This window comes from Dactylosporangium sp. NPDC049140 (genome assembly GCF_040648435.1).
Map to the genome: position 1 here is coordinate 368,514 of NZ_JBEZDS010000001.1, position 15,820 is coordinate 384,333.

Annotated in this window: 14 protein-coding genes; 6 read left to right on the forward strand and 8 right to left on the reverse strand. The window is 71.2% G+C overall.

Features of this window, described 5'->3' with window-relative positions; all coding sequences use genetic code 11:
- Nucleotides 1-160: 160 nt before the first annotated feature.
- Nucleotides 161-1,009, reverse strand: a complete 849-nt coding sequence (locus tag AB0B76_RS01650; RefSeq protein ID WP_360367582.1) for a menaquinone biosynthesis protein — start codon at nucleotides 1,007-1,009, stop codon at nucleotides 161-163.
- Between the two features lie 74 nt (nucleotides 1,010-1,083).
- Here AB0B76_RS01650 and AB0B76_RS01655 point away from each other — a divergent pair, with 74 nt between their 5' ends.
- The gene (locus AB0B76_RS01655; RefSeq protein WP_360367585.1) at nucleotides 1,084-1,944 is read left to right on the forward strand and encodes a hypothetical protein; all 861 of its coding nucleotides are present in this window, start codon (nucleotides 1,084-1,086) and stop codon (nucleotides 1,942-1,944) included.
- Here the strand turns inward: AB0B76_RS01655 and AB0B76_RS01660 are convergent.
- Both AB0B76_RS01660 and AB0B76_RS01665 read right to left on the reverse strand, forming a co-directional pair.
- Complete coding sequence (locus tag AB0B76_RS01660; RefSeq protein WP_360367588.1) at nucleotides 1,856-3,082, reverse strand: MFS transporter; 1,227 nt, start codon at nucleotides 3,080-3,082, stop codon at nucleotides 1,856-1,858. The two genes, AB0B76_RS01655 and AB0B76_RS01660, sit on opposite strands and share 89 nt — an antisense overlap.
- 60 nt (nucleotides 3,083-3,142) lie before the next feature.
- A complete protein-coding gene (locus AB0B76_RS01665) occupies nucleotides 3,143-3,715 on the reverse strand; it encodes a metalloregulator ArsR/SmtB family transcription factor (protein WP_360367591.1) in 573 nt (190 codons plus the stop codon).
- Between the two features lie 54 nt (nucleotides 3,716-3,769).
- Between AB0B76_RS01665 and AB0B76_RS01670 the strand changes: the two genes are divergently transcribed.
- Nucleotides 3,770-4,537 carry a VOC family protein gene (locus AB0B76_RS01670; RefSeq protein WP_360367594.1) on the forward strand — a complete coding sequence of 256 codons (768 nt, stop codon included), beginning with the start codon at nucleotides 3,770-3,772 and terminating at the stop codon, nucleotides 4,535-4,537.
- A 252-nt stretch (nucleotides 4,538-4,789) separates the two neighbouring features.
- On the opposite strand, the gene AB0B76_RS01675 is transcribed toward AB0B76_RS01670, so the two are convergent.
- Complete coding sequence (locus tag AB0B76_RS01675) at nucleotides 4,790-8,281, reverse strand: hypothetical protein (protein WP_360367597.1); 3,492 nt, start codon at nucleotides 8,279-8,281, stop codon at nucleotides 4,790-4,792.
- 286 nt (nucleotides 8,282-8,567) lie between these two features.
- Here AB0B76_RS01675 and AB0B76_RS01680 point away from each other — a divergent pair, with 286 nt between their 5' ends.
- Nucleotides 8,568-9,020 carry a hypothetical protein gene (locus AB0B76_RS01680; RefSeq protein ID WP_360367600.1) on the forward strand — a complete coding sequence of 151 codons (453 nt, stop codon included), beginning with the start codon at nucleotides 8,568-8,570 and terminating at the stop codon, nucleotides 9,018-9,020.
- 242 nt (nucleotides 9,021-9,262) lie between these two features.
- Here the strand turns inward: AB0B76_RS01680 and AB0B76_RS01685 are convergent, their stop codons facing one another.
- On the reverse strand, nucleotides 9,263-9,526 hold the full coding sequence (locus AB0B76_RS01685) for a hypothetical protein (protein ID WP_360367603.1): 264 nt from the start codon (nucleotides 9,524-9,526) through the stop codon (nucleotides 9,263-9,265).
- 4 nt (nucleotides 9,527-9,530) lie between these two features.
- Here AB0B76_RS01685 and AB0B76_RS01690 point away from each other — a divergent pair, with 4 nt between their 5' ends.
- Complete coding sequence (locus AB0B76_RS01690) at nucleotides 9,531-11,498, forward strand: AAA family ATPase (RefSeq protein ID WP_360368692.1); 1,968 nt, start codon at nucleotides 9,531-9,533, stop codon at nucleotides 11,496-11,498.
- A 51-nt stretch (nucleotides 11,499-11,549) separates the two neighbouring features.
- Nucleotides 11,550-12,296: a VOC family protein gene (locus AB0B76_RS01695; RefSeq protein WP_360367606.1), complete on the forward strand. Its 747-nt coding sequence runs from the start codon at nucleotides 11,550-11,552 to the stop codon at nucleotides 12,294-12,296.
- Here the strand turns inward: AB0B76_RS01695 and AB0B76_RS01700 are convergent.
- The 3 genes from AB0B76_RS01700 to mqnE are packed head-to-tail and all read right to left on the reverse strand — an operon-like array spanning nucleotide 12,274 to nucleotide 13,935.
- The gene (locus AB0B76_RS01700) at nucleotides 12,274-12,420 is read right to left on the reverse strand and encodes a hypothetical protein (protein WP_360367609.1); all 147 of its coding nucleotides are present in this window, start codon (nucleotides 12,418-12,420) and stop codon (nucleotides 12,274-12,276) included. The two genes, AB0B76_RS01695 and AB0B76_RS01700, sit on opposite strands and share 23 nt — an antisense overlap.
- A 45-nt stretch (nucleotides 12,421-12,465) precedes the next feature.
- Nucleotides 12,466-12,747 (reverse strand): DUF4229 domain-containing protein, encoded by a 282-nt coding sequence (locus AB0B76_RS01705; protein ID WP_360367612.1) that lies wholly within the window; start codon nucleotides 12,745-12,747, stop codon nucleotides 12,466-12,468.
- A gap of 18 nt (nucleotides 12,748-12,765) precedes the next feature.
- Nucleotides 12,766-13,935, reverse strand: coding sequence for an aminofutalosine synthase MqnE (gene mqnE, locus AB0B76_RS01710; RefSeq protein WP_360367616.1), 1,170 nt, complete (start codon nucleotides 13,933-13,935; stop codon nucleotides 12,766-12,768).
- A 314-nt stretch (nucleotides 13,936-14,249) separates the two neighbouring features.
- Between mqnE and AB0B76_RS01715 the strand changes: the two genes are divergently transcribed.
- Nucleotides 14,250-15,710 carry an NlpC/P60 family protein gene (locus AB0B76_RS01715; protein ID WP_360367619.1) on the forward strand — a complete coding sequence of 487 codons (1,461 nt, stop codon included), beginning with the start codon at nucleotides 14,250-14,252 and terminating at the stop codon, nucleotides 15,708-15,710.
- The last annotated feature ends 110 nt before the right edge of the window (nucleotides 15,711-15,820 follow it).

Consider the following 15,820-nt stretch of genomic DNA (forward strand, 5'->3'; position numbering starts at 1 on the left):
ATCCGAAAAGTCGCGGCGCGGAGCGCCCGACTTTTCGCAAAACAGACCTTTCGCCCACCGTTCGCCGGCCGGCTCGACGTCCCGCCGGATCGCGACTTCCCTCCAAGCGGACTTTTCGGACGCACCGAACCTGCGCGCCGCCCGAGCGCAGACAGGCGGCTCAGCCCTCGAAGAACGCCGGACCGCCCGGCGGCAGTGGAGGCACGGCGCCCCGCTCGGCCGCGCGCCGGGCGAACTCGCGCAGGCCCTCCACCTGCCGCTCGCCCAGGGAGAAGTCCAGCGTGCGGAAGTACGTCGCCAGCGTCTCGGCCGAGAGCGTCTCCCAGCGCGCCGCCGCATCCGCGACCTCGTCCAGCTCGGTCAGGCACAGCTCGCGCGAACGGAGGAACGCCTCGTGAACATCCTTGACCAGGCCCGGGTGGGCCTCGGCGAAGTCGCGGCGCACGGCCCAGGCCGCGAAGACCATCGGCAGGCCGGTCCAGGTGCGCCAGGCCTGGCCGAGGTCGGTGACCTGCCAGCCGTGCTGCGGCGCGTCGTGCATCGCGCGCAGGGCCACGTCGCCGATGATCACCGCCGCCTCGGCCTCGTCGAGCATGCGGGCGAGGTCGGGCGGGCTCTGGAAGTACGTCGGGCGGACGCCGACATGGGACTCGAGGTACATCTGCGCCAGCATCACGCCGGTGCGCGAGGTGGCGCCGAGCGCGACCGGGCGGCCGTCCAGCGACTCCAGCGGTACCGCGGAAACAAGGTTCACGGAGAGGACCGGGCCGTCGCTGCCCACGGCGAGATCGGGCAGGAGGAGGAGGTCCTCGGCGTTGCGGAGGTACTCCACCAGCGAGATCGGCCCGATGTCCAGGTCGCCCGCGACGAGCGCCGCGTTGAGCCGCTCCGGGGAGTCCTTGAACAGGTCCACGTCGATCAGGGCGCCGGACCGCATCAGGCCCCAGTAGATGGGCAGGCAGTTCAGGAACTGGATGTGGCCGACGCGGGGCCGCTGCAGTGCAGGCACACCGCCCATGGTGCCCCAACGGCCGGGCTCCACACGGACGGGGCGGCCTTTCTCACAGCCGCTACCCTCGTCTGATGCGACGCCCCCTCGCTGTGCTCACGCTGCTCGCGGCGCTCGCGACCGCCGGCTGCTCGGCCGGCGCCACGCCGAAGGCCGCGAGCAGCCAGGTGCCCGCGGCCGCCGATACGTTCGAGTCGCCGGTCGCCGGGCCGAGCGAGGTCCCGAGCGCGGCGCCGAGCGGGCCGCTGTTCACGCCGACGCAGACGGTCACGATGAACGTCAAGGGCTTCTGGTCGTGGGCGTACTACGACCACAAGACGGATCAGATGTACGGCTCCACGCCGTACACCACCAGCGACACGGCCTCGATGGCCAAGGCCTGGGTCGCCGCGGACTGGCTGCGCCGCCAGGCCGAGTCCGGCAAGCAGCCCAGCAGCACCGCGATGGCCGAGCTCAGCCGCATGATCCGCGACTCCGAGACCATCAACACGTTCAAGTACCACGTGCAGAACGGCAATCTCACCTCGATCAAGCGAATGATCACGGTCTGCGGCCTGACCGAGACCAAGGGCACCCAGAACTCGTGGAGCCTGACCCAGATGTCGGCCCGCGACGTGGCGCGCCTGGCCAAGTGCATCGGCGACGGCCGCGCGGCCGGCCCGAAGTGGACCGGCTGGCTGCTCAACGAGATGCGCAACGTGCGCGGCCCGGGGCGCTTCGGCCCGATCGAGGCGCTGCCGGCCGACGTGCAGAAGACGACGGCGATCAAGAACGGCTGGCTGGCCCGCGACGACGGGCAGTGGCACATCGCCTGCATGGCGGTCGGCGACGGGTGGAGCCTGGGGATCATGGCGCACTACTCGAGCTCACTGGGCAAGGACTACGGGGCGAAGACGTGCCGCGAGGTGACGAAGCAACTGCTGACGCAGCACTGAGCAGTGGTACCGCGAACACGACGGCGACCGCCACGCCCGCCGCGCCGCAGCCGAGCACGATCGCGCGCGGGTCGAAGTGCTCGACGAGCACGCCGCCGGCCGCGTAGCCGACGAGGTTCGCGCCGTTGACGATCGCGCCGAAGCGGGCGTAGTACGCGCCCCGCACGGCCGCGGGGACGCGGCGCGCGGCGAGGACCCCGAGCAGGGTGTTGTCGATCCCGTTCAGAACGCCGCCGAGCAGCCACAGTGGGTACAACTGCCAAACCGTCGTCAAGAGGCCCGACCCCAGCACCACGAGGGCGGTGCCCAGGAACACCGCCGCGAGCAGCCGGGCCAGGCGCCCGTCGGGCCCGCGGATGGAGGCGCCGAGCCAGGCCCCCGCGAGCATGCCGGCCATCCAGGCCGCGTCGACCAGGCCGTACTGCGCCGCGCTGCCGCCCAGCGGTCCCCGGATGTAGAACACGCCGACGACCAGGTTGACGTTGAGCGCCAGCACCAGGGCCGCGAGCAGCCCGGCGGTGGCGGCGAGGAGCCGGTCCTGGCGCAGCCGCCAGCCGGTCGTCCCACCCGCGGCCGCGCGCCGCCGGCGGGTCCGGAACAGCAGCCCGGCCGCCGCGACCGCGAGGTAGGTGGCGGCGTCGATCAGCAGCGGTACCCGCAACCCGAACGCCCCCACGAGCACGCCCCCGAGCGCGGGCCCGGCCAGGGCGCCCAGCGCGTTCGCGGTCTGCCCGAGCGCCATCGCGCGCCCGAGCCCCTCGGGCCCGGCCATCTCCGGCAGCAGCGCGCTGAACGTCGGGGCGGTGACCGCGAGCCCGGCGCCGAGCAGCGCGACGAGGCCGATCAGGGCCCAGGTGTACGTCGTGAAGGCCATCGCCGCGCAGCACGCGGCCTGGGCCACGCCGGTGACCGTGAGCAGGAGCCGGCTGTCGACGCGGTCGACGACCCGGGCCGCGAGCGGTACGAACAGCACCTCGGGCAGGACGGCGGCGACGAACACCGCGGCGATGACGGCCCCGCCGGCGCCCCGCTCCTGCAGCGCCAGCACGAGCGCCGTCGTCGCGAGGAAGTCCCCGAGCAGCGAGACGCCGCGGACGGTGGCGAGCGCGTACACATCCCGGCGAGATGTGAAAGACATACTTCGAAAATAATGCTTCACATGTACCGCGAGCAAGCCCGTCGATTCACGTGAAACGGACTAAACTCGCGGAAATGCCCGGTATGTCACGTCTACCGCGCGCGCCTCGGCGGGCGGGTTCGGGCGCGTGCGCCGCGAGTACGGCTCGAGGAGGTCCAGCACCCGCTCGTTGAGCTCACGCAGCTCGTCCGCGGTGACCACGAGGTTCACGCCGGCCGAGACCGAGGCGAGGTACCACTCGTACGGCTCCTCGTCGCGCCGCGCGAGCCAGGTCCGCGCCCGCGCGTCCTCGACGTCGAGGAACATGCCCGCCAGCTCACGGTCGGCGGCCTGCTCGGCGGCGCCCCGCTCGGGCCCGGTGGCGACCTCCAGCCCGCGGTGCTGACTGCGCCAGAGCCGCTCGCGCCCGTCGCCGCGGCTGGGCGCCTCCTCGATCAGCCCCGCCTTGGCCAGGGCCCGCAGGTGGTAGCTGGTCGCGCTGGGCGAGAGCCCGCACACCAGGGCGAGCTCGGTAGCGGTCGCCGGCTCCCCGGAGAACAGCCGGTCGAGCACGGCAATGCGCGCCGGATGCGCGAGCGCCCGCATCGTGGCCGCGTCGCGAACCCGGGCCTGCCGCCGACCATCGTCACCCAATGTGTACCCCTTCAGACGATCTGGAACGTCTGACCATTTGCCTACTCTGGCGCGGTGCGAGTACGAGGGTATGCCCCCGCGACGCCCTGCTGGTCGGTGCTGACCAGCCCCGACCCGACCACGGCGGCCGCGTTCTACACCGGCCTGTTCGGCTGGACGACGGCCGAGACCGAGGACGGCGCCACCGTGTTCCTGCTGCGCGACCTGGTCGTGGCCGGCCTGGCCCCGTCGTCCGCCGAGCGCGCGGCCTGGCTGACATACGTGGCCACGGACGACGCCGACGCGACGACCGCCCAGGTCACAACGGCCGGTGGCACGGTCCTGCAGCCCCCGGCCGACGTATCGGGCCGCGGCCGCGCTGGCCTGTTCGCCGACCCGGCGGGCGCGGTCTTCGGCGCCTGGCAGAAGTCCCGCTTCGCGGGCGCCCAGGTCCAGGACGAGCCGGGCGCGATCTGCTGGAGCGAGACGGTGACCTGGGACGTGGCGACGACGTCGACCTTCTACGGCGAGGTTTTCGGCTGGACCGACCGCGAGGGTTCCGTGGCGGGCTCGAACTTCGAGTACCACGAGTGGGTCTCCAACAACCGCGTGGTCGGCGGCCTGAGCGTCATGGACGCCAAGTACCCGCCGGGCACCCCGCATCATTGGCGCACGATCTTCTCGATCGACGACTGCGCCGGCTTCATGGCCCGCGCAACGGACCTGGGCGGCCGCGTCCTGGCCGGCCCGATCGACGCGGGCATAGGCTTGGCCTGCCAACTCCTGGACCCGACGGGCGGCCAGGTCCTGGCCATCGACGTCATCCCGGAACTCCGCCCCTGACGGCCCCGAGCAGCTCCCCGACCGTCACGTCGAACGCCTCCGGGCCGCCCGCGATCTCGACCGCCCGCGCGGTGACCGGTCAACGCCGCCGGGTGTCGGTCTGTTTCGGACTCACCGCGCCATCGCCGTCCAGGGTGCGCCCGGCACCGGGAACCCCAACCCCGGATTCCGGCACACATGGGCGTCACTCGTCGGCGGTTCGCTGACCTCAATCAGTCGGGGCAGCAGCGCCCTCCGGCTGAACGGGTGCGGTCATGGGCGTTCGGCCGCCACGTCGGCGCGGAGGACCGCGGCCGCGTCGTCCGGCCTGGTCATCCATCGCGTGATCATCCGGTCGTTGCCGGCGGTGTAGAGGCGCCCGCCGTCCGGGCTCCACGCCACGGCGAGGACGTTCGCGCCCGTACCGCTGAGGACGGCGTAGACGGCCCGCTCGCGTACGGTCCACAGCACGACGGACTGGTCCATGCTCCCGCTGGCGAGCGTGGCGCCGTCCGGGGAGAAGGCCAGGGTCGTCACGGTCCCGGTGTGCCCACGCGGCAGGGTCACGTGCGTACCGTCGGTTGTGCTCCACAGGCTGACCGTGCCCGTGTTGTCGCCCACGGCGAGCACGGGCTCGGTTGGGCTGAGCGCGACGTCGGTGGCGTTGGCACCGGTGCGCAACTCCCGTCGCGTCCCGGACGTGAGGTCCACCAGCGTGATCAGGCCGTCCCGGGTGGCCACGACGAGCGTGTCGCCCGCGCGGTCGAACACGATCTTGGTGACCTGGCCGGCGAAGGCGAGCGGTGCGCCCAGCGGGGTGCCGTCGGTGCGCCAGAGGCGTACGGTCTTGTCGGCGCTGCCGCTGGCGAGCACCCCGTGACCGTCGAAGGCGAGGTTGAGCACCAGGTCGGTGTGGCCGCGAAGCGTCATCAGCGGCGTGCCGCCGGCGGCGTCCCATAGCCGGATGGTCCCGTCGTCGCTGGCCGAGGCGACCACGGTGCTGTCGGGGCTGACCGCGACCGCGGCCACCCGGGCGGTGTGACCGGCCAGCGTACCGACCGGGTTGCCTGTGGATGGATCCCAGGTCCGCACGGTCGTGTCGCGACTGCCGGACACGAGGCGCCGGCCGTCGGGGCTGACGGCCAGGCTGGTGATGTTGTCGAGATGGCCGGTGAGCGGGGCGTCCCGCGCCTCGTACGTCATCACGGAGCCGTCCCGGCTCGCGGTCGCGATGTCGTCGCCGGCCGGGTCCATCGCAACGCCGTACACCTCCGAGGTGTGGCCGGTCAGGTGGGCGAGCGCGACGCCCGACCCGACGTCCCACACCATGGCGAAGTCGTCGTTGCCGCCGCTGACCAGGCGCCGGCCCGTCGCGTCGAACGCCAGCGAGCGGACATAGGCACTGTGGCCGCGCAGTTGGCGGTCCGGCCCGCCCGCGCGGCTCACCAGAGTGATGTCCGGCGCGTCCCCGCCTACGGCGATGCGCTGCCCGTCCGGGCTGACGGCGACCGTCGATGCGGGTGACGGCAGCGGGTGTACGGTCGACGTGCCGCGGCGGGTGTCCCAGACGGTCAGCGACGGGTGCCCGTCGACGACCGCGAGCAGGCCGTCCGGGCCGTAGGACAGGTCGGCGCGTTGGCCCCCGGCCGCCGGCAGCCGCGGCAGCACCTGCCCGTCCGGCAGGTACCACCGATAGACCCAGGCGTCCGCGCCGACCGCCGCGACGGTCGTCCCGTCGGCGTCGAACGCCACAGCGGACACGCGCTGGCCCGGTCCATGCAACGCGGCGAGCGCCGCACCGGTGTCGATGTCCCACAGCCGCACCGTGCCGCCGAGCGTGCCGGCGGCGAGATACCGGCCGTGCACGGCCACGGTCCGCACCGCGCCGTCGGGCTGGTCGAGCGTCCGCACCACGCGACGCGTACGGGTGTCCCACACGAGGACCCGACCGTCCTGTCCGGCGGTGGCGAGCAAGCTGCCGTCCGCGGTGAACGCGACGTCCTTGACCTCCTCCGCGTGCTGCAGGCGGCTGGTGTACGCGTGCCGGCTCGCGATGCTCAGCAGCGCCCCGCGTGCCTCCACGGTCGGCGCCGACCGGTACGCCGACAGGCTCAGTCGCATCGCGGCGGCGACGTCGGTCGGCGCGACGGCTAAGGCCTTGCGCGCCAGGTTCTCCGACGTCGCCTGATGGGCGCGGTCGACGGCGGCGCGCCACTGGCCAACCGCCACGCCGCCAGCGGTGAGCGCCAGGACAAGCGTCGAGGACAGGCCGATGGTCAGCACCCGAAGTTGGCGGGCACGGCGCACGGACGCTGCCTGCTCGGCCGCGTCGGCCGCGATGCTGGCCTGGAGGAACTCGCGCTCGACGCCGGTCAGGGCGGCTCCGTCGTCGCCCGCGTCGGCCCACTCGCGTACCAGCGCGAGGCGGGTGCCCCGGTACAGCGTGCTGGGCTCGCGGCCCAGATCGAGCCAGATCCGGGTCGCCTCGGTGAGCTGCCGCTGCGTCCGCAGCGCCTCCCGGTCGCCGGCCAGCCACGAGCGCAGCCGCGGCCACGCCCGGATGAGCGCCTCGTGGGCGATGTCCACGGTGTCTTCGCCGGTCACGAGGAGCCGGGCGTCGACCAGCTGCGCCACAACCTGCGCCGCCCCAGGGAAGTCGAGCTCGTCGCGGCGTACCTGGCGCCGGGTGTCCTCCGCCCCGTCGCCGAGAACGGTCAGCCGCAGCAGGATCTCCTGGGCAACCCGCCGCTGCCCCGGGTCGAAGCTCAGGAAGACCTGTTCGGCGGTACGCGCCACCGCACCGGACACGCCGCCGGCCGACTGGAAAGCGCCGAGCGTCAACACGGTGGAGCGGCGCAACCGCCACGTCTCCCGCAGGGCGTGCGAGAGCAGGGGCAACGCCCCGGGCTGGCCCTTCGTCTCGGCGAGCACCTGGCCGACCAGCGCACGCTCAACGGTCAGGCCGGCCATGGCCGCAGGCCCGGTGATCACCTCTCGCAACTCGTCGTCACTCATCGGACCCACGAACACCACAGCCGAGGACAACCGCTCGGCCAGGGCCGGCAGGAGCAGACAGTCGCCGAGGAAGTCGGCGCGGACGCCGATGACCACCGCGCCGCCGCGCTCGTCCTCCGCCAGCGCGATCAACGCGTCGACGAACCGGGCGCGCTCCGCCGGATCGCGGCAGAGGGTGAAGACCTCCTCGAACTGGTCGACCACCACCAGGTCGCGACCGGCCCGCCCCGCCGTGAGCTGAGCGACGGGGTGCCCGCCCGGGCTGAACACCGCGGCGGACCTGTCGGGCAGCGCGGGCAGCAGGCCGGCACGCAGCAGCGACGACTTGCCGCTTCCCGACGGCCCGACGACAGCGACGAATCGGTTGACGGCCAGGGCGGCCACCAACTCACCCACCAGACGCGACCGGCCGAAGTACCGCGGCGCGTCCTCCGTGTCGTACCAGCGAAGACCCTGGTACGGCGCGTCGACGCCCACGTTGTCCGCCTGCGCCTCGCTGACGCGTCGCCAGCGTGCCTCCCACTCCTGCGGGTCGCCGCCGCACGCCTGGACATAGGCCAGGGTGATCCCGAGCCCCGGCAACCGCCGGCCGCCCGCCGCGTCGGACAACGACGTCACCGAACAACCGACGGCCTCAACCATCTTCCGGTAGCTCGGCGTGCCGGCGGCGCGCCGAAGCTCCCGCAGCTCCGCCGCGAACTCGTGCAACACTCCCAGCCGCGGATCGATGGGACGCTCCGGACGTGGCATCGCTTTCTCTCCCACGGGTCGCTCGGCGCACTGCTGGACGTGGATGCGGTCGTATAGACGTTTAGTTGATCGGCGCGTTGTCCGGCAACGCCGGTACCGCCGGACAACGCGTTCGCGCATGTCCGAGGACGTCCGGGGCTACCGGACAATCCCACCCACTGGTTGAGTCGCTGCGGCGTCGGGAAGCGGAGCCGTCCGCGGGTCGTCGGGTGTCACGACCCAACGGGGGGCGTCCCGCGGCGCCGCGCATTGCGAACCGATCGCCGGCAGAGAAGGAGACCAGGAAATGCCGAAGGTAGGTATGAATTTACCTATGGGAATCAAGTATTCCGTTGTGCGTGCGAGGTTCGGGGGTCGGGCTGGCAGGGCCATTCTGGCGGCGTTCGTTGGCAGTCTCCTCTCAATTACCGCTGCTACACCGGCGCTGGCGCACTACCAAGTCAGCAGCGTCATCGACTGCGGCTTCAGCCACCTGAAGCAGTGCGGATATGGCGGCGTTTATGATGGTGCTCACCACGTTATCTTCGCTTGTGACACCTACGCTGATGGCCATGGCGTTATCACCTACTACTGGCTCTGGAATGGGCAGACCGGAGGCATTTCTGACCCCAACGGCAGCGCAGCCGGGTGCGGCTCAGCGATTGTAGGATCGGACACCAACCCAATCTATCAGTACCAATTCTGCTATAAAGCGAGTTCCACATTCAACGAGTGCTATCTAATAACTACGGTGACTTGATCGAGGTGTGGACCAGCCGCACGGTCTCGGATTGATCCGTGCGGCTAAGTCTCTCTTTTCGTTTTCCGCTGCTCTCCGAAGTGAGCTAGTACCGGTGCTGGTGAGCGGCGTCGGCCGGTGTCACAGCGAGGATCACGGCGACGACAAGGAGTGCAAACGACTGCCCCGGGTGCCGGCTGCACCAGCGACAACCAGCCACCCGGAGCTATAGCGTCGCGCACGCGTCGCGCGAAATTCGATCACTACGTGCCGCACGCGGTCGCGGCCGGAGGCCAGACGCTGACGTTCGACGGGCCCTTCACCTTCCAGATCGATCCGAACACGTTGCTGGACTGGTAGCGACGATCATCGCGGCGCGGCCCGTCGCTCGTAATTCGGTGGAGCGGGCGGCACACCGGGCGTAACGTGAATGGCCGCTTGACGGCCGCGGTGAGGTAGCCACCGCAGCGGACGTCCCACGCGCCGGGCACGCCTGGATACGCGAGCGAGCCGACCGAGACCTCCACGAGGATCAACGTGCCCGCACTGGAAACCGAGCTCGCCGCCGAGCGAGCCCACCTCGACGCTTCACGACAGGCGCTCAAACGCATGCGCGAGCATGCCGAGGAGCTCTTCTCCACCGGAGACAAGGTCGCCGGGGATGCCTACGCCGCCGAAACGCTGGGCCGCCACCTCGCCCGGCGCATCGCCGACCTCGCCGACAATCCCGACACGCCGCTGTTCTTCGGGCGGCTCGACCTCGACGACCACGAATACCATGTCGGGCGCCGCCACGTGACCGACGCCGCCGGCGAGCCGATGGTCCTCGACTGGCGCGCGCCCCTGTCACGCAAGTTCTACCAGGCCAGCGCCCGCGACCCGCAAGGCGTCGACGTGCGCCGACGCTTCGGCTTCGTCAAAGGCGAACTCACCAGCTTCGAAGACGAACACCTCACCCAGGGCGAGGAACAGGGCACCAGCCGCATCCTGCTCGAAGAGATCGAGCGGCCGCGCGTCGGACCCATGCGCGACATCGTCGCCACCATCCAGCCCGACCAGGACGCGCTGGTGCGCGCCGAGCTCGACGAGTCCATCTGCGTGCAGGGCGCGCCGGGGACCGGGAAGACCGCGGTCGGGCTGCACCGGGCCGCTTACCTGCTCTACCTGCACCGCGAGCGCCTGCGCCGCGCCGGCGTGCTCATCGTCGGGCCCAACTCGGCGTTCCTGCAGTACATCGCGAGCGTCCTGCCCACCCTGGGCGAGCTCGAGGTGCGCCAGTCCACGATCGACGGGCTGCTGACCACGCCCGTGCGCGGGGCCGACAGCGAGGCCGCCGCCGAGGTCAAGAACCAGGAAAAGATGGCGGCGGTACTGCAACGACGCCTGCTGGCCAAGATCGGGCGGCCCGAGGAGCCGCTCACGGTGTCGGACGGCTCGTACCGCTGGCGGCTCTCGGCCGACGCGCTCCGCCGGATCGTCGACGACGTGCGGCGGGAGGCACCCCCGTACGGCATCGGCCGCGAGCGCGTCCGCGCCCGGATCGTGGGCCTGCTCATGCGCCAGTCCGAGGCCCGCCGCGGCGACTCGCCCAGCGAGGGCTGGCAGCGGCGGATGGGCAAGGCGGCCCCGGTGACCGAGGTCCTGGACAAGATCTGGCCCGCGGTCACGCCGGAGCAGCTGGTGTTCGAGATCCTGAGCGACCCGGCCGACGAACAGCTCGACGAGGCCGAGCACGGCGCCCTCGCCTGGGCCAAGCCGCCCAAGTCGGCGAAGTCGGCGCGGTGGAGCACGGCCGATGCGGTGCTCATCGACGAGGCCGCCGGGCTGATCGACCGGGTGCCGTCGTTCGGGCACGTGGTCGTCGACGAGGCCCAGGACCTCTCCCCGATGCAGGCCCGCGTCATCGCGCGGCGCAGCGAGCACGGCTCGATCACGCTGCTCGGCGACCTCGCGCAGGGCACGGCGCCGTGGGCCGCGCGGGACTGGCGGGTGCTGCTGTCGCACCTGGGCAAGCCCGAGGCCCGGGTGGTACCGCTGACCACCGGCTTCCGGGTTCCCGCGGCCGTCGTCGAGCTCGCCAACCGGCTGCTGCCCTCGCTCGGGGTGGACGTTCCTGAGGCCCGCTCGCTGCGCACGGACGGCGCGCTGACCATCGGTACCGTCGCGGATATCGAGGGATCGGTCGTGGACGCCGCCCGGGCCGCGCTCGGCCACCCCGGCTCGGTCGGGATCATTGCCGCCGACGCGGCCGTCGCGCGGCTCACCGAGGCCCTGCGCGAGGCCGGCCTCGACGCCGAGGAGCGGGTGACGGTACTGCCGGCGAGCCTGGCCAAGGGCCTGGAGTACGACCACGTCATCGTGGTCGAGCCGGCCGACATCGTGACCGCCGAGCCCCGCGGCCTCAACCGGCTCTTCGTCGTGCTGACGCGCGCCGTCTCGCGGCTCGATGTGCTCCATTCGCGACCTTTGCCGGCCCCCCTGGAAGGATTCGCCCGCTGATGGCAGCATCTCGGTCTGTCGAGGACCGGAACCGGAGGGAACGTCATGCGAGTGCGGGGTTATGCACCGGGCACGCCGTGCTGGGCGGAGCTGGTCACCCCTGACCCGGCCGCGGCCGAGCGCTTCTACGGGGAGCTGTTCGGCTGGGGCCGCAACGACGACGGGCACTTCACGCTGGGCGGGCGCGCCGCGGCCGGTCTGCGTCAGGGGCGCCCGGGCGGCACGGCGGCCTGGCTGATCTCGATCTCCACGGACGACCCGGCCGGCGCCGCGGCGGTCGTCGAGCGCTCCGGCGGGGCCGTGCGCGTCCCGCCCGCCAGCGTGCGTGACCTCGGTACCGCCGCCGTCTTCGCCGATCCCGGCCACGCGCTCTTCGGCACCTGGCTGCGCAGCCGGTTCGTCGGCGCCCAGGTCACCTTCGAGCCCGGCGCCATCTGCTGGTTCGAGCTGGCCGCGCGCGACCTCGACCGCTCCGGCGCCTTCTACAAGGAGGTGTTCGGCTGGCACACCGTCGAGGCCGACAGCGAGGGCCAGCCGTACTTCGAGCTGCACCACCACAACGACACCGTCGGCGGCCTCGTGCCGATCGACGACCGCTTCCCGCCCGGCGTCCCCGACCACTGGACGGTCTGCTTCATGGTCGAGGACGCGGCCGCCGCATGCGAACGGGCCACCGAGCTCGGCGGCTCGGTGGCCCGTGGTGCCGAACCGGCCTCGGCCGGCTTCTACGCGCGCCTGGCGGACCCGTCGGGCGGGCACTTCGCCGTCATCGAGTTCACTGAGGACTGGATGCTGTAGCGCACAGCTGCTGCTTGCCGATCACCCGGTACGCGCAGTCGCCGTACTCGGCCAGGGTCAGGCTGGCGTCCTTGTTGCCCCCGACCGCCGCGAACGCCACCATCGGTACGAACCTGCGACCCATCAAGCCCTCTCGAATGACCACGCGCCATCCAAGGCCTAATTGGCTTTAGTCCGATTTGGTGGCGCTTTCACCCCCATCATCATCCCCATTGAGGGCGGCACGCAGCCGTTCCTTGTTATCCGCGCGCCGCTGGGCCATCCCGACGGCCTGCACGGAAGCCTCCTCGCGCAGCCCGCGGAGCAGGAAGAACGCGAGGATGGCGGAGACGAACACGGCGATCATGAGCTTGAGGAGCACGTCGATGTCGAGCGGGAGCACGAGCATCACGAGCGCGGCGAGCCCGAAGAGCCCGAACCGCGCGAGCGTGTACTTGATAAACGGTGACATGGTGGACCCAGCGTAACGTCAGGCCCAGACCTGCTGGGGCTCGGAGCGGCGCTCCGCCAGCGGGGTCGGCCTGTCGTACTCGCGGACGATCTCGTACTTCGTGTTGCGCTCGACCGGCTGGAAGCCCGCGTCCCAGATGAGGTGCAGCAGGTCCTCGCGGTGCATCGTGTTCGGCGTTCCGTAGCTGTCGGCGTCGTGCGTGATCTTGTACTCGACCACCGAGCCGTCCAGGTCGTCCACGCCGAAGTTCAGCGACAGCTGCGCGACCGAGAGGCCGTGCATGACCCAGAAGCACTTCACGTGCGGGACGTTGTCGAACATCAGGCGCGACACGGCGAAGGTCTTCAGGCTCTCGGCGGGCGAGGCCATCTTGGTGCGGGCCTGGAGCTTGTTGCGGACCTTGCCGTCGGCGGAGTCGACGAAGTCGTGCTGGTAGCGCAGGGGGATGAAGACGGTGAAGCCGCCTGTCTCGTCCTGCAGCTCGCGCAGGCGCATGACATGGTCGACGCGGTGGCGGGGCTCCTCGATGTGGCCGTACAGCATCGTCGAGGGGGTCCGCAGGCCCTTGCTGTGCGCGAGCCGGTGGATGCGCGACCAGTCCTCCCAGTGGGTGGCGTGGTCGACGATGTGCTGGCGGACCTCCCAGTCGAAGATCTCCGCACCGCCGCCGGTCAGCGACTCCAGGCCGGCGTCCATGAGCTCGTCGAGGATCTCGTCGGCGGGCAGGCCGGAGATCTTCTCGAACCACTGGATCTCGGTCGCGGTGAACGCCTTGAGCTTGACTCCGGGCAGCGCCGCGCGCAGCTCACGCAGGACCTTCGGGTAGTACTTCCAGGGGAGGGTCGGGTGCAGACCGTTGACGATGTGCAGCTCCGTGAGCTGCTCGTCCTCCATCTCCTTGGCCTTGGCGACGGCCTCGTGGATGCGCATGGTGTACGCGTCCTTCTCGCCCGGCTTGCGCTGGAACGAGCAGTACGCGCAGCTGGCCGAGCACACGTTCGTCAGGTTGAGATGCCGGTTGACGTTGAACATCACCCGGTCGCCGTTCTTCTCGGTGCGTACCTGGTGGGCCAGGCCGCCCAGCCAGACGAGGTCGTCGGACTCGTACAGAGCGACGCCGTCCTCCCGGCTCAGCCGCTCCCCGGCGGTGACCTTGGCCTCGAGTTCGCGCTTCAAACCTGCATCCACGGCAGCCAGCGTACGTCGGACCTGTCGTTCGATCTGCATTCACCTCGGTACGACGAAGCTGACATTGATCGCCCCTCGACGTGTGTCGCCTCGTGCGGTAAGAAAAAGTGGGCAGAAACACGGTCGGGCGGCAGACCGACTGATCGATCGACAACGATCGACCATGTTGTATGGCTAACCGACTGGGGACGGTGGCAATGAGCGGGCTGTTGCTGAGGGCGGCGTTTCCGGGTGAGACGCCGGCGCCTTCGGTGGTACATGAGCGCCCTCCGGCGCTCGTGAAGGAGCGTCGTCCGCTGCTCAGGCGGGGTCCGGTGAAGACCGCGGTCGTGGTGTGCAGCATGCTCTGCGCCCTGATCGCGCGCCCGGCCTACGCCGATCCCGGGGGCGACATTCCGGACACCGGCTCGCGGCCGATCGCCTCCGGCCAGCTCGTGCTGCCCGGGGCCACCGGCGCGACGACCGCCCCGCCGGCCACGACCACCACCCAGCGCGGGCCCAAGGCGGCCGAGCTCACCCAGCTCGAGCTGACCGTCGCCCAGCTCGGCGAGAAACGCAACAGGGCCTCGACCGAGCTCGACACCGCGCGCAACGCGCTGGCGGACGCGCAGATCAAGCTGGCCGAGGCGAGCCAGCGGGTCGCGGAGCAGCGGCAGCGGGCCGACGACGCCGCGGCCGAGGCGTACAAGCGCGCCCAGCAGCTGGGGCCGCTGGACGGGTACGCCAGCGACCTGCACCAGTTCGGGCTGCTCGCCCCGGGCCTCGGCGGTCAGCCGGGCGGCCAGGAGGCGGCCCGCGACCTGCTGCGCGCCCAGGAGGCCGAGTCGGCCGCGCGCCAGGAGCTGCAGGCGGCCCAGCAGGCGCTGCAGGCGGCGCAGAACACCTACACGCCGATCGACACCGAGTTCCAGGCCAAGAACACCGAATACGTCACCCTGCGTGCGCAGAACGACCAGCTCGCGCTGCAGATGGAGGCCGAACAGGACGCCGCCGAGCAGGCGCTGAGCCCCAACCTGGCCGACAACCCGAACATCGACGGCATGATGGCCAACCCCAAGGCCGTCCAGGCAATGAACTACGCGCTGAGCAAGGTCAACATCTCCTGGTACGTCTGGGGCGACGAGGGCCCCGACACGTTCGACTGCTCCGGGCTGGCCTACTGGGCGTACGGCAAGGTGGGCGTGCACGTCCCGCGCGTCGCCGCCGACATGTACCACGGCACCCACGCCATCCAGGTCACCAAGAACAGCCTGGGCGACCAGCTGCTGCCGGGCGACCTCGTGTACTTCGCGACCGACAAGAGTGACTGGCGCTCGATCTACCACATGGGCATCTACATCGGCGGCGGAAAGATGGTCAACGCCCCGACGAGCGGCCAGAAGGTCAAGATCGCCGCGGTCCGCTGGTCGAATCTGTTCGGCGCGACCCGGATCTTCGATGCGGTACCGGGCCCGAACGCGACCCAGACGACCACCGCACCACCCGGGACCGGCGGCAACCCGACCACGCCGCCGGCGAGCACCGGCTCGCCGACCCCGTCGCACTCCACCTCCCCGTCGCCGACGCTGAGCACCTCGCCGTCGCCGACGACCCAGGAGCCGACGTCGGCACCGCCGTCGCCCACCGTCCAGCCGTCGACCAGCCAGCCCGCGCCGACGAAGACCCCGCCGAAGCCTTCGACGGCCGCGTCGTCCGCCCAGCCGGTTATCGAGAAGTCGACGTCCGCCGGCGCGAGCACACAGGCCACGACGTCGGCCGCCGCCTCGGGTAACTGACCGCGTCCGTCGGGCGGTGATCGAAAACCCGACGGACACCGATCGGGCGCTGCGTGACTCGATGTGGCACCGTGGACCCGTTGACTGACGGACGGGGAGCCCGTCGGGCA

Coding starts and splice junctions, on each gene's coding strand:
- AB0B76_RS01655 (WP_360367585.1), top strand. CDS start 1,084: ATGCGACGCCCCCTCGCTGTGCTCACGCTGCTCGCGGCGCTCGCGACC.
- AB0B76_RS01675 (WP_360367597.1), bottom strand. CDS start 8,281: ATGCCACGTCCGGAGCGTCCCATCGATCCGCGGCTGGGAGTGTTGCAC.
- AB0B76_RS01660 (WP_360367588.1), bottom strand. CDS start 3,082: ATGTCTTTCACATCTCGCCGGGATGTGTACGCGCTCGCCACCGTCCGC.
- AB0B76_RS01705 (WP_360367612.1), bottom strand. CDS start 12,747: ATGTCACCGTTTATCAAGTACACGCTCGCGCGGTTCGGGCTCTTCGGG.
- AB0B76_RS01680 (WP_360367600.1), top strand. CDS start 8,568: ATGCCGAAGGTAGGTATGAATTTACCTATGGGAATCAAGTATTCCGTT.
- AB0B76_RS01700 (WP_360367609.1), bottom strand. CDS start 12,420: ATGGGTCGCAGGTTCGTACCGATGGTGGCGTTCGCGGCGGTCGGGGGC.